The sequence below is a fragment of the Idiomarina sp. UBA3176 genome (assembly GCF_002364295.1).
Taxonomy (GTDB): domain Bacteria; phylum Pseudomonadota; class Gammaproteobacteria; order Enterobacterales; family Alteromonadaceae; genus Idiomarina; species Idiomarina loihiensis.
The window spans coordinates 101,321-124,736 of record NZ_DEXU01000027.1 but is presented as its reverse complement, the minus strand read 5'-3'; the positions used below and the strand labels follow the sequence as shown (position 1 = coordinate 124,736).

Sequence of the window (23,416 nt, the reverse complement as noted above, 5' to 3'; positions counted from 1 at the left end):
CGAGTCCCGTCCACTCCGCCATTATTCTCTCTCTTAGTAATCCCCCCTGTAAAACTCAAATTAATTTATCTTTTTTTATTTTCTTTCGTCCGCTTTATTTTTCACCTATCTTAAGTTTTACCCCGAAGATCATGCTTTTTGCCGTTTAGCTCTTGAGCCTGAGGCTCCACAGGGCTAGAGTATTGTCACCAAAATCACAATGACAAACATAGACAACGGGAGATACCCATGCGTAAAACTTTACTGGCTGTAGCTGTGGGCGCGGCAGTATCGTTGGGGGCTTGCAGCGATGCAAATGACTCATCAACAACTGAGAACAAAACTGCTTCAACTGAAACATCCAAAGACAGCAGTCAACAAGCAAAAGAAACTAACCCATTCTTCAAGGCCAGCTCTCTGCAATATCAGGCACCGGACTTTGATGCTATTGAGTTCAAACATTTTGAACCTGCATTTGAGCGCGGAATGGAAGAGCACATGGCTGAAATTGAAGCTATTGCAACGAATTCAGCGGAACCTACTTTTGAAAATACCATTGTTGAAATGGAAAAAGCGGGCGAAATTCTGGGGCGTGTAAGCTCTGTGTTCTATAACCTGTCTTCTTCTAACAGCAGCGATGAAATTCGTGAGTTACAGGGCAAGCTAGCCCCTGAGATGGCCTCTCACCGTGACAACATCATGCTGAACCCAGATCTGTTTGCGCGAGTTAAGAGCTTATTTGATAACCGCGACTCTTTAGATCTTGATTCTGAGTCTGAGCGTTTACTGGAAGACACTTACAAAGGCTTTGTTCGTGCTGGCGCAGAGCTGAACGACGAGCAGAAACAACAAATTCGTGATATCAACGAAGAGTTATCCAGTTTAACAACTGAATTCCAGAAAAGCTTAATGGCGCTGACTAACGAAAACGTCATCGTTGTTGATGATAAAGAGCAACTGGCTGGACTTAGTGACAGTAAAATTGCGTCGTTAGCTAAAGCGGCAGAAAGCCGTGATATGGAAGGTAAGTACGCTATTACTCTGACTAACACAACTCGTCAGTCTATTTTGACCGATTTAGAAAACCGCGAACTGCGCCAGAAAATCTGGGAAACCTCAGCTAATCGTGGTTCAGGTAATACGGAAACTGATACACGTCCAATGGTTCAGCGTTTAACCAAGTTGCGCGCTGACAAAGCGAAACTTCTGGGCTTTGATAGCTGGGGTGACTATGTGCTGGCAGACAACATGGCTGGTACGCCGGAAGCAGCGCAGTCTATGTTACGTGACTTAGTTCCAGCGGTGGTCAGTAACGTAGAAAAAGAAGCTGAAGAAGTTCAGGCAATGATTGAAGCTGAAGGTGAAGATTTTGAGCTCAAGCCATGGGACTGGTTCTACTATGCTGAAAAAGTACGCGAAGAAAAATACGCAATTGATGCTGACGAAGTTAAACAGTATTTCGAGTTTAACCGCGTACTAGAAGACGGCGTTTTCTATGCAATGAATCAATTGTTCGGTATTACGTTCGAAGAGCGCAATGACATTCCGGTTTACCACGACGATGTCGTTGTGTACGAAGTAAAAGACGTTGACGGTTCAAGCATTGGCTTGTTCTATGCCGACTACTTCACTCGTGACAGTAAGCGCGGCGGAGCCTGGATGAGCTCGTTCCGTACTCAGTCTGAACTGATGAATCAGAAGCCGGTCATTTTGAACAACATGAACATCACCAAAGCGCCTGAAGGTGAACCAACCTTAATCAGCTTTGATGAAGTATCAACTATGTTCCACGAAATGGGCCATGCGCTGCACGGTATGTTCTCTGACGTGAAATATCCATCGCAGGCAGGTACTTCTGTACCGCGTGACTATGTTGAGTTTCCTTCAACTTTCCAGGAAGACTGGACTCTGAACGAAAAAGTGATTGCCAAATACGCCAAACACTACGAAACCGGAGAACAAATTCCGGACGAGTTGCTGGAAAAAGTATTAGCGGCGCGTAACTTTAACCAGGGTTTCGATACACTAGAGTATCTCTCTGCTGCATTGTTAGATCTTGAGTACCATACTATAGAGCCCGGAACAGAAATCGATGATGTTGCTGGTTTTGAGCAGGACGCGCTGGAGAAAAACGGTGTAGCTATTGAAGCCGTACCACCACGCTACCGTTCAACTTACTTTGCTCACGTATTTGCCGGCGGCTACTCAGCAGGTTACTACGCTTACATGTGGAGTGAAGTGTTGGCAGCCGATGCGTTTAAACACATGGGCAATAACGGTGGTTTGAGCCTTGAAAATGGCCAGGCTTTCCGTAAAGAAATTCTGTCAAAAGGCAGCAGTAAAGATCCTATGCAACAGTACATCGACTGGCGTGGTCAGGAGCCGACTGTTGAAGCCTTGCTTGAACGTCGCGGATTAACGGATCCTAGTATCGACTAAGTCGTACTGAAATAATTTCGACTGAACAGTCGTTATCTAAAGCCACTGGCGTTATCATCGTCAGTGGCTTTTTTATTATCTGCAGATAGGCGAGGCACAAATGCAAGAACGGATTGTCATAGTTGGTGGTGGTGCAGGCGGATTAGAATTGGCGACGATGCTGGGAAGAAAGCTGGGTCGCAAGAAGAAAGCAAAGATAACGCTAATTGACAGAAACAGTACTCACTTATGGAAGCCGTTGTTGCACGAAGTAGCCTCAGGTGCTCTGGACTCGCGGCTGGCTGAACTGGATTACCGCGGACAAAGTGCCCGCGAAGGTTTCCAGTTTCTGGTCGGTACGTTAGAGGCTGTGAATAAAGACGAAAAGTCTATTCAACTGGCGGCGATAACAGATGAGCAGGGCCATGAAGTGTTGGCGCCGCGCAGTATTCAATACGATAGATTAATTCTTGCCATTGGCAGTGTTACCGCAGACTTTGGAACCCCCGGCGTTAGCGATCATTGTTATTTTCTGGACTCACTGCGTCAGGCGGATGAGTTCCATGAACATTTACTAAATGAGTTTTTACGGGTAAATCAGTCGATCGAAGACGGCGAAAATACGAAATTGTCACTGGCTATTGTGGGCGGTGGGGCAACCGGAGTAGAACTGGCTGCTGAACTCATTCATTCGGTGTCATTGTTATCTATTTATGGTCTTTCTTTCCTTGATCAAAAACATTTTGAAGTTCGCTTGGTTGAAGCCGGTAAACGATTATTGCCCGCGTTGCCTGAGCGTTTGTCAGCATCGGTAGAGAAGAAACTGAAATCGCTGGGTGTTGAAGTCATATTGGGTAATCCGGTTACTGAAGTAAAAGAAAACACTCTGGTGTTGTCTGAAGGAGAGAATATCAGTGCTAACTTAATGGTATGGGCAGCCGGTGTCCGGGCTCCCGATTTTGTCAGTGAATGGGGTCTGAAAGTTCGCAAAAACAATCAAATTGAAGTAAATGAGTATCTCCAGTCGGTCTCTGACGAAAGCATTTATGCCATAGGCGACTGTGCTGGTTGCCGCATAGACGATGAACGTTGGGTACCACCAAGAGCTCAGTCAGCACATCAGATGGCTGAATGTTTATATCAGAACATTGTGCGTGAGTACCGCAACAAACCGGCGAAAGCCTTTAAGTATAAAGACAGAGGCTCGCTCGTCTCACTGAGCCGTTTTTCGGCGGTGGGTAATTTAATGCAAAGTAAAAGTCTGTCAATGTCGCTTGAAGGCACTTTAGCGCGTTGGGCTTACGCCAGTTTATACCGCATGCACCAAAGAGCCTTACACGGTTGGTGGAAGATGTTTTTGTTGTTAATGGTGGACAAACTTAACCATGTTGTAAAACCGCGACTGAAGTTACACTGACGATATACTTCAGAGGCTGCTTAAGGCACAATAACGACCCTAAAATGATAATGAAAAAAGCCAGACTGTATCCGTAAAATGACTGCACCAAATTTTGTTCACTTAAGAGTTCATAGCGACTTTTCCATGATAGACGGACTGGCGAAAGTTGGTCCAATTTGTGAGGCTGTTGCTGAAGCGGGTATGCCTGCTTTAGCTATTACCGACCAAATGAACTTTTGTGGTCTGGTTCGCTACTATGGAAAGGCGCATCAATTGGGCTTAAAGCCTTTAATAGGGTGCGATTTCTGGGTGCAGGCTGACTATCCTGAATCTGAAATTTTCCGCCTGACCGCACTGGCAATGGATAACGAAGGTTATCAGCAGATAACTCAGCTTATTTCAAAAGCTTATTTGCGCGGTAATATTAAAGGTAAGCCGGTTATCGATAAAGACTGGCTGAAGGAGCATAACGAAGGCATTATCTTATTGTCCGGAAGCCGTCAGGGCGATGTAGGGCAGGCTCTAATTAAAGGCCACGACAGTCAGCTGGATGCCGCCCTCGATTTCTATCAGCAATATTTTCCTGATCGCTATTACCTGGAGCTGGTGCGCACCGGTCGACCTCAGGAAGAAACCTATTTACATAAAGCGGTGGCTTTAGCCGGAGAAACCGGTCTACCCGTTGTCGCTACTAATGAAGTGGTTTTCCTGAAAGAAGAAGACTTTGATGCTCACGAAATTCGTGTGGCTATTCACGACGGGTATCAACTAGAAGACAAACGCCGGCCAAAGAAATATTCACCACAACAATATTTGCGCTCCAGCGAAGAAATGACAGAGTTGTTTTCTGACATTCCTGAAGCAATAGAAAATACTGTTGAAATAGCTAAGCGTTGTAATGTCACTGTGCGTTTGGGCGAATACTTCCTGCCTAAGTTTCCCACTGGCGACCTGACAACGGAAGAGTTTTTAATCAAAGTTTCGGAAGAAGGGCTGGAAGAACGTTTAGAGTTTTTGTTTCCTGACGCGGAAGAGCGACAGCAAAAGCGCCCAGAGTACGACGAACGACTCAAGCGCGAACTCGGCGTTATTAACGATATGGGCTTTCCCGGATATTTCCTTATCGTTATGGAATTCATTCAGTGGAGTAAAGATAACGGCATCCCCGTAGGCCCGGGACGCGGTTCAGGTGCAGGCTCTCTGGTGGCTTATGCACTTAAAATAACGGATTTGGATCCGCTTGAATTTGACTTGCTTTTCGAACGATTCCTTAACCCTGAGCGGGTTTCCATGCCGGATTTCGATGTCGACTTCTGTATGGATCGTCGGGATGAAGTTATAGATCACGTTGCTGACCTCTACGGCCGTGAAGCGGTTTCGCAAATTATTACCTTCGGTACCATGGCGGCTAAGGCTGCGATACGCGATGTCGGACGGGTATTGGCTCACCCGTATGGCTTTGTCGACCGAATTTCCAAATTAATACCGGGCGATCCGGGCATGACCCTGGCCAAAGCCTTTGAAATTGAGCCTCAGCTTGGTGCCGCGTACGACCAGGATGAAGAAGTTAAGGCCATTATTGATATGGCCCGTATTCTTGAAGGTGTGACTCGTAATGCTGGTAAACACGCTGGTGGCGTGGTTATTTCCCCAACCAAAATAACCGACTTCTCGCCACTGTATTGCGATGACGAAGGCAACAACCCGGTCACTCAGTTTGATAAAGACGATGTTGAGTCAGCAGGTCTGGTTAAGTTCGACTTTTTGGGGCTGAGAACGCTGACCATTATTCAGTGGGCGGTTGATATGGTGAACCGCCGTCATGCTAAGAGCGGCAAAGAGCCCATTGATATTACGTCGATTGATTTAACTGATCCGGCGTGTTTTAAACTGTTGAAAAAAGCCGAGACAACGGCGGTGTTCCAGTTAGAGTCGCGTGGCATGAAAGAGCTTATTAAAAAGCTTTTGCCAGACTCTTTCGAAGACATTATCGCCTTGGTGGCGCTATTCCGGCCGGGGCCTCTGCAGTCCGGCATGGTTGATAACTTTATTGACCGAAAGCACGGCAGGGAAGAAATCTCATACCCCGATGCTGAGTATCAGCATGAGAGTTTGCAACCAATACTGGAACCGACTTACGGTGTCATCCTCTATCAGGAACAGGTAATGCAAATTGCCCAGGTTCTGGCGGGCTACACTTTGGGTGGCGCAGATTTATTACGCCGTGCAATGGGTAAGAAAAAGCCTGAAGAAATGGCAAAGCAGCGAGAAATTTTCGCTAAAGGTGCTGCAAAGAATAATATCGACCCTGAACTGGCAACGAAAATCTTCGACTTGGTAGAGAAATTTGCCGGTTATGGATTTAACAAGTCGCACTCGGCTGCCTACGCTTTAGTGTCATACCAGACCTTATGGATGAAAACCCACTTTCCGGCAGAATTTATGGCTGCGGTGATGTCTGCCGATATGGACAACACCGACAAAATTGTCACTCTGGCGGACGAATGCGAACGCATGGGGCTGGATTTGTTGCCGCCGGATGTGAACAAAGGCGAATATAAGTTTACCGTAGATGAACAGCAACGAGTGGTTTACGGTATAGGCGCAATAAAAGGTGTGGGTGAAGGGCCAATTGAGTCTATTATCAAAGCCCGGGAAGAGGGCGGGCCGTTTCGCGATTTATTCGACTTCTGTTGCCGGGTTGACCTAAAGCGAATGAATAAGCGTATTCTACAGCGCTTAATTCGTGCTGGTGCAATGGACAACTTAGGACCTCACCGCGCTTCATTAATGGCGACGTTGGAAAAAGCCATTCGTCAGGCCGAACAGCATTTGAATGCAGAAAAAATTGGTCAGTCGGATATGTTTGGGGTGCTCACCACCGAACCTGAAGCGGTTGAGCAGGAGTTTGTCAGCGTACGTAAATGGTCGGAAGCGGTCTGGTTAGAAGGCGAACGTGACACCCTGGGTCTTTATTTAACCGGTCACCCCATTAACCGTTTTCGTGCAGAGCTCAAGCATTACATTAATAGTACCTTGTCCAATGTTACTCCCACCCGCAAAGATGAGAGTATTGCCATTGCCGGGTTGGTGATTGATGTGAGAGTACTGACCAATAAAAGAGGTCAGCGTTTTGCTATAGTGACTTTAGATGACAAAACAGCGCGCATGGATGTACGCTTATTTAGTAATGAATACGAAAGTTATCAGGAATTGCTCGAAAAAGACCGAATTTTGTGGATAAAAGGTGAGGTCAGATTTGATAACTTCAGTAATAGCAATACAATGACTGCCAGAGAAGTGATGGCAATTGAGCAGGCTCGGGAAACTTATCTCCGGCATTTAGCAATTACAGTAACGGATGAGCAGCTTGCTAAAGGTCTTGCCGGAAAACTGGAAAAGCTATTACAGCCCTTTGCTGAAGGGACTTGTCCGATAAAAATGCGGTATCAGTCGGAACGTGTTGAAGCCACTTTAAATGTTGGCGCACAATGGTATGTGAATCCGTCTGATGAATTAATATACGAATTACAGAATTTGCTGGGAACTCAGCAAGTTTCACTTGAATTTTAAAGGAAATGACAGCGAATGAGCCTTAATTTTCTGGATTTTGAACAACCTATTGCGGAACTTGAAGCGCAAATCGAGGAACTGAAGTCTGTTGGCAACCGCGGACAACTGGATCTTAACTTGGAAGAGGAAGTGCAGCGGCTGACCACAAAGAGTCAGGAACTGACAGAGAAAATCTTTTCTGATTTAGGTGCGTGGCAGGTAGCACAGCTGGCGCGTCATCCGTTGCGTCCATACGCGCTTGACTATATTCGCATGATATTCACCGAGTTTGACGAAATGGCGGGTGATCGCTCTTTTGCTAACGACGAGGCGATTGTTGGCGGTATTGCGCGTTTAGACGGCACTCCGGTTATGGTTATAGGGCAGCAAAAAGGCCGCGAAACCAAAGAGAAGATCCGTCGTAACTTTGGTATGCCAAAGCCGGAAGGTTATCGTAAGGCGCTACGCCTGATGCAAACCGCAGAACGGTTTAAAATGCCAATTGTTACCTTCATTGATACACCGGGCGCTTATCCTGGAATTGGTGCGGAAGAACGCGGTCAGAGTGAAGCCATTGCGCGCAACTTGAAAGTGATGGCTCGCTTAACCGTTCCTATCGTTTGTACTGTTATTGGAGAGGGTGGTTCTGGTGGTGCTCTGGCTATTGGTGTCGGTGACCGCGTTAACATGCTGCAATACAGTACGTACTCGGTTATTTCTCCGGAAGGTTGTGCTTCTATTTTGTGGAAAAGTGCCAGCAAAGCACCATTAGCAGCAGAAGCTATGGGGGTAACCGCAGAGCGAAGTAAAGAGTTGGGTCTGGTTGACTCTGTGATACCTGAGCCTTTAGGCGGCGCACACCGTCATCAGGAAGAAATGGCAGTACGCCTTAAGCGTCAGCTGATTGCTGATTTAGGAAGCTTACAGGGGTTAAGCCACGAGGAACTGCTGGATCAGCGTTATCGTAAACTTATGTCTTTTGGTTACTGCTAATTACCAATGATGAAAGATGGTCTTTATGACCTGTTTTGTGAAAGCTTAGAGTCTCTTGCATTAAAGCCGGGGCAGCAATTAGTTGCTGCCCTTGGTGGCGGGGCTGACTCGCAAACTATCCTCGACTTGCTGATGCGCTTTCGTCAGCATAACCCTCAGTATCAGTATTTAGCCATTCATTTAGATCATAGCTTCCACCCCAGTTCAGCTGACTGGTCGTCGACCATTGAGCATGCTGCTAAGGCCTATGGTGTAAAAACGGTTTTTGAGCCGCTTAATGTGCCCGTAGAAAACCGGCAAAGCAAAGAGGCCGCCGGGCGTGAAAGCCGTTACCGGAGAATGGCCGAGCTGACCGACGATGATGCGGTATTACTGCTTGGACAACACCGCAATGACCAAATTGAAACCTTTTTTCTGCAATTAAAACGCGGCAGCGGGCCAAAAGGCTTATCCTCAATGGCCGCTGTTCAGCCATGGGTGGACAACCGCCGTCTCTGCCGTCCTTTGCTCAGTGTCAGTAAAGAAGACATTTTAAGCTATGCGCGGCAACAGAAATTAACCTGGATTGAAGACGATACGAACTACGACACTCGTATTGAGCGGAACTTTTTGCGACATAAAGTGGTGCCGTTATTAGAGCAGCGCTGGCCACAGTTTGGGATTAGCGTGCTGAGGTCAGCAAAACTTTGTGCCGAGCAACAGCAGGTGATGGATGAACTGTTGCTGGAAAAACTGCATAAAGCGCAGAAGCACAAGAGCCACTTTCCTTTAAGTTTACTCAGTGATCATTCTGCTGCTATGCAGCGAGCGTTACTGCGAGCCTGGCTACAAGAACAAAAATATTCGTTGCCCAGTTACGAGCAACTGGAGCAAATTCGCTTACAAGCTCAAAGCGCAACAGACGACAGCCAAATGCAGGTTCAGTGTGATGGCTACAGTGTGCGCTACTTTCAATACGCACTATGGTGTGACAACAATACCGGGCAATTACCGGCAGATTGTTGGTTAGCTGAGGCTAATGTCAATTTGGGGGAGTGGGGCACATTAAGCGTGCCAGATGCATTGCTGACGAATAATAATGAGTTGAGATTAACCTTTTCGTTAACCTCAGAAAAGCTGGCAAAGCCTGGGCGTCAGGGGCGCAAAAAACTAAAAGACTGGTTGAAGCAGGCAGGAATTCCGCCGTGGTTAAGAGCCCGACGACCAATACTTGAGTTGAACGCTCAGTACGTGTGGGTGGCCGGACTAGGCTGGTTCAGCTATCAGGTTATTGAGAAAACAGAATTCGACAGCCTTCAGTTACCTGAGCCAAACTGGGTTAGCTCAGGTGTTGATTCTTACCGGCTACTTTAGCGGCGTAAAGGCGTCTGTCAGCTTCATCAATAATATCCTGGGGACTATGAAAACTTTCCATAACCAGGCTACCAGCGCTAACGCCAATATTGAAAGTGGCAAGGCTAATATCGTTATCGAGTGCATCCCGAATACGCCGAAAAACGTCGTCTGCTTGTTCGAGCCTTGTGTTTTCCAGTATTAATACGAATTCATCGCCACCATAGCGAAATACCCGATCCGTATCGCGCAGTTGCTGCTGCAATAAATTGCCAAACAGCTTCAGTACTTCATCACCTTGCTGGTGCCCATGACGGTCGTTGACGTTTTTAAAGCCATCCATATCCAATAACATGACAATATGAGACTGTTTGTTATCGCGCTTTAAACGTGCACTGATGTGCTCAAGCGTTTCGTCCAGTAAGGCTCTGTTACCAAGGCCGGTTAAATGGTCCCGTATCGCAACTTTTCTTAAGCGCGAAAACTCTATAGCGTTACGCAGAGGGAAAGTCAGCTGTCGGTGCATTTGTTCCAGGCGCACTTTATTCACATAGGATGGTTGACGTTTGAATTGGTAAACCATTTGTCCTAAGTATTCCTTATCGGCATAAAGCATTACCGAGTATTCACTCTCAAGACTTTCGTAATCGCCAATTAAATTAATAATTTGATCATCAGAGATAAATTGCAGGGCACTTACCGGTAGACGCTGAACCATGTATTCTGCGTAAATAGATAATACCTGATGCAAATCGAGAGATGTCTGCAACCGTTCAGTTAACGGGGTTGATTTGCTTTGCAAATCGGCCGATGAGGTTAATTGACTGATAATTGCCTGAGTTTTGTTCTCAGTTGCCTTACTCTCAGTTTTTGCTACAGCTCTGTTTAGCATGACAAACCTTTTTGCCTGAATTTGATAATTGAAAATTTATTTGCAAATATTAGGCCAAAAATAGAAAAGCTATATTTTACAAAACGTTATAAGAGCTAGTTTTTCTGAAACAAAAGAGTGTTACTATTTTGACACTCATAAAAACAAAGCAATCCAGGAGTTTATGAATGAACGGTACATTTTCCAGCCTTCTGCTTTTATTAGCGGTTGCCGTTATTCTTGTCTGGCTCTTCAGAAGGGTGAAATTGCCGGCAATTCTAGCCTACTTGGTTGCCGGTATTATTGCCGGGCCCGATGTTATGGGCTGGATAGCTGACCCGGATGATTATCATTTGGTTGCTGAGCTGGGTATTGTTTTGCTCCTGTTTTCGCTGGGGCTTGAGTTCTCCTTACCGAAGATGATCGCGATGCGGCGGTGGGTATTCGGGTTAGGTGCGGCTCAGGTTCTTGGTTCCTTGTTAATCTTTTTGCTTATTGGGTTTATCTGGCTGGATGAATGGGCTGCATCTCTGGCTATTGCTGGAGCGCTGGCGTTGTCCTCTACTGCGGTTGTTATCAAGCAATTAAAAGAAAGCGCACAGACGTCAACCCGTCGCGGGCAGATGAGTGTCGCCATTTTGCTGTTTCAGGATATAGCGGTGGTACCACTGCTTATTATTATTCCTTTACTGGCCTCCGATAATGGCAACATTGGCTACACCTTATTATTGGCTCTGGCGAAGGGGGCCGCTGTCATTGCGGTGCTCATGACTATAGGCAAATGGGTCTTACCCTATTTATTCAAAGAAATAGCCAAGCAAAGAACCGATGAGCTGTTTGTTCTGGCGACACTTCTGGTCGCACTGGTTGCAGGTGGTATGACTCATGTTTTCGGTCTTTCTATGGCGTTAGGTGCTTTTTTAGCCGGAATGATGCTGGGGGAAAGCCAGTATAAACACCAGTTGGAAGCCGATATTCGCCCATTTCGCGATATTTTAATGGGCTTGTTCTTTACGACCATAGGCATGCAGCTTCAGCTTTATGGTTTCGTCCAGAATTTTCACTGGATACTGCTGGCTTTGATTGTAATGGCCGTTATTAAAATTGCTTTAATTAGCTCGGTAGCACGTTTTATGGGCGAGCGGGACGAAGATGCCTGGGGCAGTGGTATTTCGCTATTTCAAATGGGGGAGTTTGGCTTCGTTATCGTCGCGTTGGCAAGCAGTCATGGTCTACTGAGTAAAGAGATAGTCACCAGTATGATAGGTATTGGTGTATTGAGTATGGCGATAACACCCATTGTGATTCATCGTCTGAAATCTTTGGTGAATCTGGTCGTCCGCCATCCTGACCCTCTAGTCGATATTGAGCAGCAACGAACCTCAGGCAGTGAAGGGTTGGAGAACCAGGTACTTATTTGCGGCTTTGGCCGGGTTGGTCAAACCATGAGTCGATTTTTGGACGCCGAGGGAATTACTCACATAGCTGTAGATAATGACCCCATGCGAGTTCAGGAAGCCGTTGCCGGTGGCGCCCGTGTCTACTTTGGTGACAGCGCCCGAAAAGACATCTTACGGGCGGTAGGAGCCGAGAGTGTCGATCTGATTATTATCAGTTTCGCTGATGATTTGCGCGCACTTGAAGTACTAAAAGAGCTTCGCCAGTTAAACCCCGAGGCCTACATTATTGTACGGAGTCGTGACGATACAAGATTGACTCAGTTACAGGAAGCCGGTGCATCGCAGGTGGTACCGGACACACTGGAAGCAAGCTTAATGCTTATTTCTCACGTGCTCAGTCGTAGTGGTATTCCAATACGTCGTATTCTTGCGCGGTTAGATAAAGAAAGGCGTAACCACTACGGTGAAATGCATGGGTTCTTTCAGGGGAATGAAACTGAAATTACACCGGAACTGGCTGACAAACTTGAGTTTTTACGTGCTTTAACCTTACCGGAAGGTGCCTGGGCGACGGGCAAACGCATTGATGAATTAGACTGGGACAAGCATCAGGTGCAATTAAAAGCTTTACGGCGTGACGACGAGGAAATTCCGGAGCCTGATAGTGATACCGAATTACAACCGCAGGACGTGGTCTTGTTGGTGGGTAAACCGCGTTATGTTGAGGCCGCGGAACGGTGGTTACTTGAAGGCTGAAACAGTCAGTTACAACTTAGTGCCGGAATCACACAACTGGCAACAGTTAACGTCTAACATTTTACATTATTAACAGCAATAGTAATGCTGTGAGTTAACCAATTATGAGAACAATAAAAAATGAAATTTAAAAAACGAGCCTTTATTCCGCCGTTAATTATTGTTGGAGCTATCGTTTTATCGATACTTGCAAGCATGTCTGCGGAGCCGCCAAAACAGAAAGATACAAGTAAACCCGCTGCGATGGTTGAAATTCTGGAAGTGAGCCCTCGTGACATGACCTTTATCGTTGATTCTCAGGGAACGGTAAAGCCAAAGCATTCAACCACACTGGTTGCAGAAGTGACCGGACAGATTGTCGACGTTGCTGAGAATTACCATGCCGGTGGGTTTTTCAAAAAAGGCGATATGCTGGTTCAGGTTGATCCGTCTGATTATGAAGTTGCAGCCCAGCAAGCTAGGGCTAACTTGTTACAGGCTCAGTCCGAGTTAGAACAAGAGAAAGCGCGTGCCCGGGTTGCTGAAGAAGAATGGTCGGCATTTAAGGAGGGGAACGCACCTGAATTAGGCTTACGTAAACCGCAGTTGGCCAGTGCCATTGCCGCAGTTGAATCTGCCGAAGCTAACCTTGCCAAAGCTGAACGCGATTTAGAACGGACAACCATAAAAGCGCCATACGACAGCGTGCTTCGGAGTAAAGAAGCCAACCTGGGACAGTTTGTTTCAACGGGAAGCCAAATAGCCCTGGTTTTTGATACCCGCACGGCAGAAGTCAGGTTGCCATTAAGTGACCTTGATATGACTTATATTCTCGATCCGGCCGTTGCTGGGACTTCGCCCAGAGTCCAGTTAGAGTCTATGGTCTCCGGGGAGTCGGCAACCTGGCAGGGGCGTCTGGTTCGTACAGAGGGCGTTTTAGATGAAAACAGCCGGGTTATCTATGGTGTCGTAGAAGTCTCTGACCCTTATAACCTGGGTGAAGAGACACATCCAATTCCTTTGCGCTATGGACGTTTCGTGCAGGCAAAAGTTGAGGGCACTGCGGCTCAGGGCGTTATGGAAGTTCCTACCTATGCACTGAATCCTGATGGGTCTGTCTGGATTGTTCCTGAGAGCCGCGAGCTGGAAAAACGCGATGTTGAGGTTGTGCGAACTCAGGGGAATATAAGCCTTATCAGCTCTGGACTGGAGAGTGGAGACAAAGTGGTGCTGACGCAGCTGAAAAACGCGTTACCGGGTATGAAAGTACGTTTGCCCGGCGATCCACTACCAGAGCAAATGGAAACAACGGCTAAGACAGATGAAAACGGCGATAAAGATGCCGAAGACTCTGAAAATGTAGGCGGGTAAACATCATGACGACTGAAAAACAAACCGGTCTGATTGCGTGGTTTGCACGCAACTCGGTAGCCGCAAATTTATTGATGATCATTATTCTGGTTGCAGGCGCGTTGTCAGTGTTCACTGTGCGCAAACAGATGTTTCCGGAAATTGAACTGAATATTATCAGCATTCAGGTGCCGTTCCCCGGTGCAGCGCCACAGGAAGTAGAGCAAGGCGTTATTATGCTGATAGAAGATGCCATTGAAGATGTTGATGGTATTGAAGAGATGACCTCTCAGTCGCGGGAAGGCGGCGGTAGTGTCACTTTGGAAGTTGAACCTGACTATGACGTGCAAGTTGTCATGGACGAGGTAAAAATGCTGGTGGATGCGATTCCTAACTTTCCCCAGCAAATTGAAAAACCAAATATCTACCGGGTAAGACCACAGCGACAAGTTATCTGGATGTCGGTTTACGGCGACCTGGATGAACGCTCCCGTAAAGAGTTGGCAAAGGAAGTTCGCGATGAGCTCAAGACGGTCGGCGGCATCACTAAAGTTGATGTTGTTGGTGACCGTGATTATGAAATTTCGGTAGAGATTTCTCAGCAGGATCTTGAACGCTACGGACTCACCTTTTCACAAATTGTAGATGCGGTTCGTGGAACCTCAATTGATGTTGCCGGTGGCTCAATTAAAACGCCCAACGGTGACATTTTATTGCGCGCCAATAACCAGGCCTACGTTGGTGGCGAGTTTGAAAAAATTGTTTTATTAAGCCGTGCTGATGGTACGCGCCTGACCCTGGGGGATATTGCCAAGGTAGAAGATGGTTTTATTGAAGAAGAGTCTTATACCCGTTTTGACGGTAAGCCGGCAACTTTTGTCCGCGTACAGTCAGTGGGTGATCAAAACGATCTTAAAATAGCCGAATACGTCCGCGGTTATACGGAAAGAAAAAATGAAGAACTGCCCGACGGCGTCCAGGTATCACAGTGGGGAGACTCGTCTTATTACCTGCAAGGCCGTTTAGACTTGATGCTGAACAATATGTGGATGGGCGGACTGTTGGTATTCCTCATGTTGTCGCTGTTCTTACAGCTCCGCTTAGCGTTCTGGGTCATGATAGGTATTCCGGTTTGTTTCCTGGGGACTATCGCGTTAATGCCGCTGCCGATGTTTGATATCTCTATTAATATGATATCGCTGTTCGGCTTTATACTCGTGTTGGGGATAGTAGTAGATGACGCAATAGTCATAGGTGAAAGTGCCTATACCGAAATAGAGGAAAACGGTAAAAGTATAGATAACGTTATTGCCGGAGCTAAGCGAGTTGCGATGCCTGCTACCTTTGGTGTATTAACAACCATGGTTGCCTTTGTGCCCATGTTGACGGTTGAAGGGGGCATGGGGGCTATTTGGGAGTCTATAGCCTGGGTCGTTATTCTTTGTCTGGCGTTTTCGTTGGTGGAGTCAAAACTGATTTTGCCGGCACACATCGCCAATATGAAGTACTCCAAACAAAAGGGTGAAAAGGCCAATGCGTTTCAGCGCTTTCGTAATAAATTTGCAGGTGCAATTAAGTCATTTGTAGATAACTACTATCGGCCATTTCTTAAGAAGTGCCTGCATTATCGATATACGACTTTAGCCAGTTTCGTTGGTTTACTCATCTTAATGGCTGGACTAATGAGCGGCGGTATTGTGCGGTGGGTGTTCTTTCCGGATATTCCCAGTGACTTTGTACAGGCTAACGTGGAAATGCAGCCGGGAACGTCAGAAACTCGTACCATTGAAGTTCTGAACAGTGTTGAAAAGTCACTCAATGAAGTGAACAGCCGGATTAAAGAAAGTGACGGTGATGGTGTTGTCCGTCATACCAATATCTGGATGGACGGTAGTACTGCTGGCACTGTTTTTGTTGAATTGAAAAAAGGTGAAGATCGCCAGATAGACGGGTTTGAAATTGTGAACCAGTGGCGTGAAGCTGTTCCCGAACTGGCCGGAGTGCGAGCCCTTAATTTCCAGGGGAGTATGAGTGGCGGTAGTGGCTTTGATATTGAATTTCAGTTAGTGGGTGAAGACCTGGATGAACTGAAAGCCGCTGCGGATGAGTTGAAACTGGAGCTGGCTGACTACGACGGTGTATTCGATATTGAAGATACCTTTGGTGATGGTAAAGAAGAAATTCTGCTGCAGACCAAGCCTTTAGCAACTGCCATGGGTATTAATCTGGCAGAGCTTGCAACACAAGTTCGTTACGCTTTTTATGGTGCAGAGGCACAGCGTATACAACGAGGTGACGAAGAAATTAAAGTCATGGTTCGCTATCCTCGTGACCAGCGTGAGTCGGTTGGCAACTTACAGGATATGAAGCTGCGAGCAGCGGATGGTTCTGAAATTCCGTTTACTGAACTGGCGGATATTGAGTTTGCCGAAGGCTACAGCACCATTACCCGTATTGACCGTCAGCGCTCAGTGAATGTTCGTGCGCGAGCCGACAAAGACAAAGTCGAGCCTTTCCGGGTCGTCAAAGAAGTGCGTGAAGAGAAAATCCAGAGAATTCTGGATAAGTACCCAAGCGTTGGCTTCCAGTTGCAGGGCGCAACTCAAGACGAAGCCGAAGCAACGGGGTCTCTGGCAATTGGCGGTCTGCTGGCAATGTTTGCTGTCTATGCGTTAATGGCCATTCCGCTGAAATCCTATAGCCAGCCATTAATTATTATGTCGGTGATACCTTTCGGTATGATTGGTGCGGTTATTGGCCACTGGGTTATTGGCATGCCGGTTAGCATTTTGAGCTTGTTTGGTATTATTGCGTTAGCCGGGGTTGTGGTGAACGACAGTCTGGTCATGGTTGACTACGTTAACCGAGCCCGGGAAATGGGTACGGATTTGCGTAAAGCGGTGTTGGATGCCGGTTGTCGTCGCTTCCGCGCAATAACCTTAACCTCGTTAACAACTTTCTTCGGTTTGCTTCCGATAGTGCTGGAGAAGAGTCTGCAGGCTAAAATAGTGATACCAATGGCAATATCGCTGGCCTTCGGTATTATTTTCGCAACGATTATTACCTTGCTGTTAATACCTTGTCTGTACTTGATTCTGGCTGATACTAAGCGAGGAATGCGTACCATGTTGTCCTGGTATGGGCTGGCAACACCGCCTGAACCTAAAGATATGAGTACCAAAGAGGCACTGGAACACTACTAAGTGCTTGAGGAAATGAAAGAAAGCCGGAGCTAAGTCTCCGGCTTTATCGTATGGTTCGTCATAAACTGGTAAACTAACTACTCTAAACTGTTAAATTATTAATAACCGAACACTCCAGGGGAAACGTTGACATGTTGCTGTCGCTTCTTGATCTTGCCGCATTGCTATTTTTCTTTTTCTGCTGGATAGGCTATTCATTGTTTGCCCGCAAACGAGCCCGAACCACGCATTGTCTGTCGAGTATTTTGTGCTCGTTAAGAATTGACTGGTTTACCACTGTCATGCACAAAGAAAATCAAGTTGCTGACGCGTCACTTATTGGTAATGTCGAGCGTACTGTAACCTTCTTCGCCTCCTCTACCATTTTAGTTCTGGCTGGTGTTATTACGGTCTTAGCCCATGCTGATGAAGTTGTGTTAGTGCTAAATGAAATTCCGATGAGTCCAAACACCAGTTCTATTTTGGTGCAGTTTAAGCTGTCGGTGTTAGCCATTATCTTTATCTACGCCTTTTTTAAGTTTACCTGGTCTATTCGTCAGTTCGGCTTTGTATCTGTCCTGCTGGGAGCTTCTGTTGAGTATCATCAGGGCAATAAACCAGAAGAAGAGCGTCGGCGTTTTGCTATGCACGCGGCAAAAGTACTGGATCAGTCCGGACATGAGTACAATAAGGGTCTGCGTACATATTATTTTGCTTTGGCATATTTATCCTGGTTTCTGCATCCCGTCATCTTAATTGCTTCAAGTGCTGTGGTCGTCGCAGTGCTTTATCGTCGTGAATATCGTTCACGGGTGTTACGTGAATTGTTGGCAACGAAAGGCTATGTGCCGGGAAAAAAATAATAGGAGAAGGTTGTGAATAAGGTATTTTCTGATTTTCTGGCCTGGACTCGTGAACATGAGTGGGGTTGTGACGAGAGTTATGACTTAACATTGAGCAATGGCACAAAACTGTCGGTCTGGGATAGCGGAGTGTTAGAAGTTTCACCGGCTAATCCGGGACACAAGGATATTGTGTTATCCTGTGCGGTGCATGGCAATGAAACGGCTCCTATTGAAATATGCCGGGATATCATTAATGACATTATTGATGAAAAGCAGACAGTAACGCACCGCTCGCTGTTTTTAATTGCAAATCCAGCCTCAATAAACAAAGGTGAGCGGTTTGTTGAAGAAAACATGAACCGGTTGTTTAGTGGCGAGCACAGTAAAGGCAGTACGCAAAATAAAGAACGCGAGCGTGCAGCAAAGATAGAAAACTATGTAGAGCGCTTCTACCAATCGGCTCCGGAAGGTTCCCGCGAACGTTTTCATTATGACTTACATACCGCCATACGCGACTCTAAACGTGAGAAATTTGCCGTTTATCCGTTTACTCATGGCGCACCTTACAGCCGCCAACAGCTTCAGTTTTTGCTGGCTTGTGGTGTTGATACGGTATTATTAAATCAGGCGCCGACAACGACATTTTCATATTTTAGCGCACGTCAGTTTAATGCCCATGCGTTTACCGTTGAGCTGGGTAAAGTCCGTCCATTTGGCGAAAATGACAGGACTAAGTTTGCCGCAGCGGAAACCACCTTACGCGACTTAATTTCGCAAACTGAGCTGGATTTTGGTCCCTTTGAACCAGAACAACACTATGTGTTCAAAGAAGCGCAAACCATTAACCGCACACAACCTGACTTTGAGCTAAACTTTGCGGATGATGTGGCTAACTTCACCTCTTTTAATAAAGGGGAGCTACTGGCCTGGGATGGTGACAAGGCATGTTACGCGCAGCATGACGGTGAACATATTATTTTCCCTAATGCCAAAGTGGCGCTGGGGCACCGGGCGTTATTAACTGTGGTTAGAGTACCTACAGAGTCGCTCGATTTAGTCTGAAATTATTGAGCCTAAGTTGCCGAACTTTGTTAAGACTGTTCGTTTCTATTTACACTTAGCGCACTCAGTTTTCATTAGGGTGTGGTTTGCATGTCACTTTACGTAAAGGTAAAGTAGCGGCAATTTCCAACCCAGCTTAAAACCGAAAGAGAAGGTTATGGTCAAGGATAAAAAACACGACACAGAAATTGTGACGAAACCGAAATGGTTTGATAAAGACTCAGTCACAATTCCAATGCTGCAAATCTTAAAAGAAGATGGCAGTTTTCATAAAGATGCGGACATGCCTGAGTACGATAAAGAGCTTATCGTGAAAATTCACGACACCATGCAATTTATCCGTATTCTTGATGAACGCATGATCGCCGCACAGCGTCAGGGCCGTATCAGTTTTTACCTGGCTTCACGAGGTGAGGAAGCCGAGAGTGTGGCGTCTGCCGCCGCGCTGGATGCTGGTGATATGATCATGGGCCAATATCGTGAGCAGGGCGCATTAGCTTACCGTGGCTTTACCGTTGAACAGTTTATGAATCAGCTGTTTTCGAACGAAAAAGACTTAGGTAAAGGTCGCCAAATGCCGGTTCACTACGGTTGTGCTGACTTAAACTTTATGACTATTTCTTCGCCGTTGGGAACACAAATTCCACAGGCAACAGGTTATGCGTTTGGTCAGAAAATGGATAAAACCGAGAAGTGCACTATCTGTTACTTTGGTGAAGGTGCTGCCTCTGAAGGTGATTTCCACGCGGCTCTGAATATGGCATCGGTTTATAAAGTGCCGGTCATCTTCTTCTGCCGTAATAATGGTTACGCTATTTCTACACCGGCGCAAGGCGAGCAGTATGCCGGTGACGGTATTGCCCCGCGTGGTATCGGCTATGGCATGAAAACCATACGCATAGACGGTAACGATGTTTTCGCTGTACTCAAAGCGACACAGGAAGCTCGTCGTCTGGCTGTAGAAGAAAACGAACCTGTTTTAATTGAAGCCATGTCGTATCGTATGTCTGGTCACTCGACCTCGGATGACCCTACTGGTTACCGTACGCGTGATGAAGAAGCGGGTTGGCAGGCGAAAGATCCGCTTGAGCGTTTACAGAAGTGGATGATGAACGAAGGCTGGTTGGATAAAGACCACGTTGAAGAGCATCATGCTGAAGTGAAAGCCAAAGTTCTGGCGGCGTTAAAAGAGTCAGAAAAAGTACCGGTCCCGCACATTGATGAACTGATCAATGATGTATACGACGAACCGACTGACATGCTGAAAGAGCAGTTAGACGAGTTGAAAGAGCACATCCGTAAATACCCGGATGCCTATAGTAAAACGTCGGGGAGACTGGACTAATGGCTAAAATGAATTTACTACAGGCCATCAACAGCGCGCTAGACCTGGCGATGGCTAAGCATGACAACGTATACAGTTTTGGTGAAGATACCGGTGGTTTTGGTGGTGTATTCCGCGCCACTTCAGGCTTGACTGAAAAATACGGCAAGCACCGTAACTTTAATACCCCACTGGTAGAGCAGGGGATTATTGGTTTTGCCAATGGCCTGGCGTCACAAGGCAGCTATGCCATTGCCGAAATTCAGTTCGGCGACTACATCTTCCCGGCGTTTGACCAAATTGTGAATGAAACGGCCAAGTTCCGTTATCGTTCAGGTAATGAATTTAACGTTGGTGGTTTAACTATTCGTACCCCGTATGGTGGTGGTATCGCCGGTGGTCATTACCACTCGCAGTCTCCGGAAGCTTACTTTGCGCATACGCCGGGTATTAAAATAGTGACCCCGCGTAACCCGTACGAAGCAAAAGGGTTATTGCTGAGCGCTATTTTTGATAAAAACCCGGTGTTATTTATGGAACCGAAGCGGTTGTACCGCGCGTCGACAGGCGATGTTCCGGAAGAAGAATATACTATTCCATTAGGCAAAGCCGAGGTAGTTAAAGAAGGTAAAGATATTACCGTTCTTGGCTGGGGCGCGCAGATGGAAATGATTGAAAAAGCGGTGGAAAAGTCTGAAGAAGACGGCGTTTCATGCGAAGTAATTGACTTGCGTACTATTTCTCCATGGGATGTTGAAACTGTTACACAATCTGTTTTAAAAACCGGTCGTTTGGTGATCACTCAGGAAGCACCGATTACCGGTGGCTTCGCCAGCGAAATTGCGGCAACAGTTCAGGACAAATGCTTCCTGTACCTGGAATCACCAATTGGCCGAGTGTGCGGTATCGACGTACCGTATCCGCTGTGTCACGAAAAAGAGTACATGGCTGATCATTTGAAGATTTATGAAGCGATCAAACGCTCAATGAACTACTAAGGACCCATCGACATGAGTAAAGACTTTATTCTGCCCGATATCGGCGAAGGGATCGTAGAGTGCGAAATCGTTGAGTGGCTGGTTGCCGAAGGTGACGAAGTTAAAGAAGACCAACCCGTAGTTGAGGTCATGACTGACAAAGCTATGGTTGAGATCCCGGCCAAAGACGACGGCATTGTGGAAAAACTGTATTACCAGAAAGGTGATATTGCCAAGGTTCACGAACCGTTATTTGCAATAAAGCCAGCTGACGGATCTTCTGACGAGGCACCTGCCAAAGAAAGCGAGCCGTCTAAAAAAGAAGAAGCGAAAACAGAGGAAAAACAAACCTCAAGCAGCGGCGATACAACTGACTTTATTTTACCGGATATCGGTGAAGGTATTGTTGAATGCGAAATTGTTGAATGGCTGGTGTCTGAAGGCGACGAAGTGAAAGAAGATCAGCCGGTTGTTGAAGTCATGACGGACAAAGCAACGGTTGAAATTCCGGCTAAAGACGACGGTACCGTGGTCAAGCTGTATCACAAAAAAGGTGATATTGCGGAAGTACACAAACCGTTGTTTGCGTTGAAGCCAGTTGGTGGTGTTCAGTCTCCTGGTTCAAATGCTCCACAGAGCCATGTTGACCCCGACGCTAAGACTTCGCCATCGGACTCAAAAGCAGAAGCTGAGCCACCAGCGAAAGCGCGTCAGGGCAAAGCCATTGCCAGCCCTGCAGTCCGCCGTCTGGCACGTGAGAGCGATATTAACATTGCGGAAGTGTCGGGCTCAGGTAAAAAAGGCCGGGTTCTGAAGAAAGATATTGAAGCCTTTAAATCGGGTGAGCCGAAGTCAGCGGCCCCAAGCGATAGCCAGCAACCGCAGAAAGCAGCTGCTACCAGCGGCGGGACTCGTACTGAAGCTATCCGCGGTGTGAAAGCGGCCATGGCGAAGCAGATGATGAGCTCGGTCAGTACGATTCCGCATTTCACCTACGCTGATGAGTTTGATGTTACTGATTTAATCGCATTGCGTGAAAAGCTGAAAGAGCAATACAAAGAGAAAGGCGTACGCTTAACTGTCATGCCGTTCTTTATTAAAGCTCTGTCGCTGGCATTAAAAGAGTTCCCGGTAATGAATGCGCAGGTGAACGAAGACTGCACTGAAATTACTTACTTCGATGACCACAATATCGGTATGGCAGTCGATACCAAAATTGGCTTGTTAGTGCCTAACGTAAAACAGGTACAGAACAAGAGTATTATCGATGTGGCCAATGAAGTGACTCGTCTGACTCAAGCTGCTCGAGAAGGCAAAGTGCCTCAGGCTGATATGAAAGGCGGTACTATTAGCATTTCGAATATTGGTGTTATCGGCGGTACGGTGGCAACACCTATCATTAATAAGCCCGAAGCAGCCATTGTTGCCTTAGGTAAAGTGCAGGAATTACCGCGTTTTGACGAAAGCGGCAACGTGGTAGCTCGTAAGATAATGACGGTAAGCTGGTCAGGCGACCATCGTATTATCGACGGCGGCACCATTGCTCGCTTCAATAAACTCTGGCAGGAATACCTCGAAGACCCAACCAGCATGTTGGTTAACATGGTCTGAGATAACGGAAGAGCCAGAAACTAAGAGTTAGGAAAGTTAAGAAACACGCCGTGAACCCTTCCTTGGGGGCTTGAGTGACGCCATCCTTGGCGTCACACAGTTTCTTAACTTATCCCTAACTCTTTTTTTGTTTCTGGCTATCTACATCTGCGTTCAGTAAGTTAGATAAAGCTAGCAGATCCTACGGATAGTGGGCGTAGCGCCTAGAGTTAAAACCCTCTGATACAGGAGTGTCGAAGGCCATGGATGGCCTTCGTCAAGCCCTCATGGATGAGCTTGTTGCGTCTCCTGTATCAGAGGGTTTTAACTCCAAGCGGAGCGCTCTATCCGTAGGAACTCCTCCGAAGCTTTAACACTTCCTTTCCCCTTATTTTTTATAGCTGTGC

General features: G+C 46.7%; 14 protein-coding genes. 13 read left to right on the top strand and 1 reads right to left on the bottom strand.

Going from position 1 to position 23,416, the window contains the following annotated elements; translation table 11 throughout:
- Positions 1-228: 228 nt before the first annotated feature.
- The 5 genes from B2U97_RS13655 to tilS all read left to right on the top strand — a co-directional run bounded on the left by B2U97_RS13655 (position 229) and on the right by tilS (position 9,694).
- Complete coding sequence (locus B2U97_RS13655; protein ID WP_286822878.1) at positions 229-2,418, top strand: M3 family metallopeptidase; 2,190 nt, start codon at positions 229-231, stop codon at positions 2,416-2,418.
- 100 nt (positions 2,419-2,518) lie between these two features.
- A complete protein-coding gene (locus B2U97_RS13650; RefSeq protein ID WP_034821648.1) occupies positions 2,519-3,814 on the top strand; it encodes an NAD(P)/FAD-dependent oxidoreductase in 1,296 nt (431 codons plus the stop codon).
- 78 nt (positions 3,815-3,892) lie between these two features.
- Positions 3,893-7,369 carry a DNA polymerase III subunit alpha gene (gene dnaE, locus B2U97_RS13645; RefSeq protein ID WP_286822875.1) on the top strand — a complete coding sequence of 1,159 codons (3,477 nt, stop codon included), beginning with the start codon at positions 3,893-3,895 and terminating at the stop codon, positions 7,367-7,369.
- A gap of 15 nt (positions 7,370-7,384) precedes the next feature.
- Positions 7,385-8,341: an acetyl-CoA carboxylase carboxyl transferase subunit alpha gene (gene accA, locus B2U97_RS13640; protein WP_286822874.1), complete on the top strand. Its 957-nt coding sequence runs from the start codon at positions 7,385-7,387 to the stop codon at positions 8,339-8,341.
- A gap of 6 nt (positions 8,342-8,347) precedes the next feature.
- Complete coding sequence (gene tilS / locus B2U97_RS13635) at positions 8,348-9,694, top strand: tRNA lysidine(34) synthetase TilS (protein ID WP_034821642.1); 1,347 nt, start codon at positions 8,348-8,350, stop codon at positions 9,692-9,694.
- Here tilS and B2U97_RS13630 read toward each other — a convergent pair.
- Positions 9,660-10,565, bottom strand: a complete 906-nt coding sequence (locus tag B2U97_RS13630) for a GGDEF domain-containing protein (RefSeq protein WP_034821640.1) — start codon at positions 10,563-10,565, stop codon at positions 9,660-9,662. The two genes, tilS and B2U97_RS13630, sit on opposite strands and share 35 nt — an antisense overlap.
- Before the next feature lie 167 nt (positions 10,566-10,732).
- Between B2U97_RS13630 and B2U97_RS13625 the strand changes: the two genes are divergently transcribed.
- From B2U97_RS13625 to B2U97_RS13590, 8 genes are all read left to right on the top strand, one after another.
- The gene (locus tag B2U97_RS13625; RefSeq protein ID WP_034821637.1) at positions 10,733-12,700 is read left to right on the top strand and encodes a monovalent cation:proton antiporter family protein; all 1,968 of its coding nucleotides are present in this window, start codon (positions 10,733-10,735) and stop codon (positions 12,698-12,700) included.
- Between the two features lie 120 nt (positions 12,701-12,820).
- Complete coding sequence (locus tag B2U97_RS13620; protein WP_286822871.1) at positions 12,821-14,050, top strand: efflux RND transporter periplasmic adaptor subunit; 1,230 nt, start codon at positions 12,821-12,823, stop codon at positions 14,048-14,050.
- Positions 14,051-14,055: 5 nt separating this feature from the next.
- Positions 14,056-17,232: an efflux RND transporter permease subunit gene (locus tag B2U97_RS13615; protein ID WP_286822869.1), complete on the top strand. Its 3,177-nt coding sequence runs from the start codon at positions 14,056-14,058 to the stop codon at positions 17,230-17,232.
- 131 nt (positions 17,233-17,363) lie between these two features.
- Positions 17,364-18,074 (top strand): DUF599 domain-containing protein, encoded by a 711-nt coding sequence (locus B2U97_RS13610; protein WP_286822868.1) that lies wholly within the window; start codon positions 17,364-17,366, stop codon positions 18,072-18,074.
- 12 nt (positions 18,075-18,086) lie between these two features.
- Entirely contained in the window at positions 18,087-19,118 is a 1,032-nt protein-coding gene (gene astE, locus B2U97_RS13605) for a succinylglutamate desuccinylase (RefSeq protein WP_286822867.1), read from the top strand.
- 157 nt (positions 19,119-19,275) lie between these two features.
- A complete protein-coding gene (locus B2U97_RS13600; protein WP_110013810.1) occupies positions 19,276-20,463 on the top strand; it encodes a thiamine pyrophosphate-dependent dehydrogenase E1 component subunit alpha in 1,188 nt (395 codons plus the stop codon).
- Positions 20,463-21,440: an alpha-ketoacid dehydrogenase subunit beta gene (locus B2U97_RS13595; protein ID WP_110013809.1), complete on the top strand. Its 978-nt coding sequence runs from the start codon at positions 20,463-20,465 to the stop codon at positions 21,438-21,440. Before B2U97_RS13600 ends, B2U97_RS13595 begins: the two co-directional genes overlap by 1 nt.
- A gap of 12 nt (positions 21,441-21,452) precedes the next feature.
- Positions 21,453-23,030: a dihydrolipoyllysine-residue acetyltransferase gene (locus tag B2U97_RS13590; protein ID WP_286822862.1), complete on the top strand. Its 1,578-nt coding sequence runs from the start codon at positions 21,453-21,455 to the stop codon at positions 23,028-23,030.
- Positions 23,031-23,416: the final 386 nt, after the last annotated feature.

Excerpts from the sequence above, each read along its gene's own strand:
- B2U97_RS13655 (WP_286822878.1), top strand. The coding sequence starts at position 229 with ATGCGTAAAACTTTACTGGCTGTAGCTGTGGGCGCGGCAGTATCGTTG.
- B2U97_RS13650 (WP_034821648.1), top strand. The coding sequence starts at position 2,519 with ATGCAAGAACGGATTGTCATAGTTGGTGGTGGTGCAGGCGGATTAGAA.
- dnaE (WP_286822875.1), top strand. The coding sequence starts at position 3,893 with ATGACTGCACCAAATTTTGTTCACTTAAGAGTTCATAGCGACTTTTCC.
- accA (WP_286822874.1), top strand. The coding sequence starts at position 7,385 with ATGAGCCTTAATTTTCTGGATTTTGAACAACCTATTGCGGAACTTGAA.
- tilS (WP_034821642.1), top strand. The coding sequence starts at position 8,348 with ATGATGAAAGATGGTCTTTATGACCTGTTTTGTGAAAGCTTAGAGTCT.
- B2U97_RS13630 (WP_034821640.1), bottom strand. The coding sequence starts at position 10,565 with ATGCTAAACAGAGCTGTAGCAAAAACTGAGAGTAAGGCAACTGAGAAC.
- B2U97_RS13625 (WP_034821637.1), top strand. The coding sequence starts at position 10,733 with ATGAACGGTACATTTTCCAGCCTTCTGCTTTTATTAGCGGTTGCCGTT.
- B2U97_RS13620 (WP_286822871.1), top strand. The coding sequence starts at position 12,821 with ATGAAATTTAAAAAACGAGCCTTTATTCCGCCGTTAATTATTGTTGGA.
- B2U97_RS13615 (WP_286822869.1), top strand. The coding sequence starts at position 14,056 with ATGACGACTGAAAAACAAACCGGTCTGATTGCGTGGTTTGCACGCAAC.
- B2U97_RS13610 (WP_286822868.1), top strand. The coding sequence starts at position 17,364 with ATGTTGCTGTCGCTTCTTGATCTTGCCGCATTGCTATTTTTCTTTTTC.
- B2U97_RS13600 (WP_110013810.1), top strand. The coding sequence starts at position 19,276 with ATGGTCAAGGATAAAAAACACGACACAGAAATTGTGACGAAACCGAAA.
- B2U97_RS13595 (WP_110013809.1), top strand. The coding sequence starts at position 20,463 with ATGGCTAAAATGAATTTACTACAGGCCATCAACAGCGCGCTAGACCTG.
- B2U97_RS13590 (WP_286822862.1), top strand. The coding sequence starts at position 21,453 with ATGAGTAAAGACTTTATTCTGCCCGATATCGGCGAAGGGATCGTAGAG.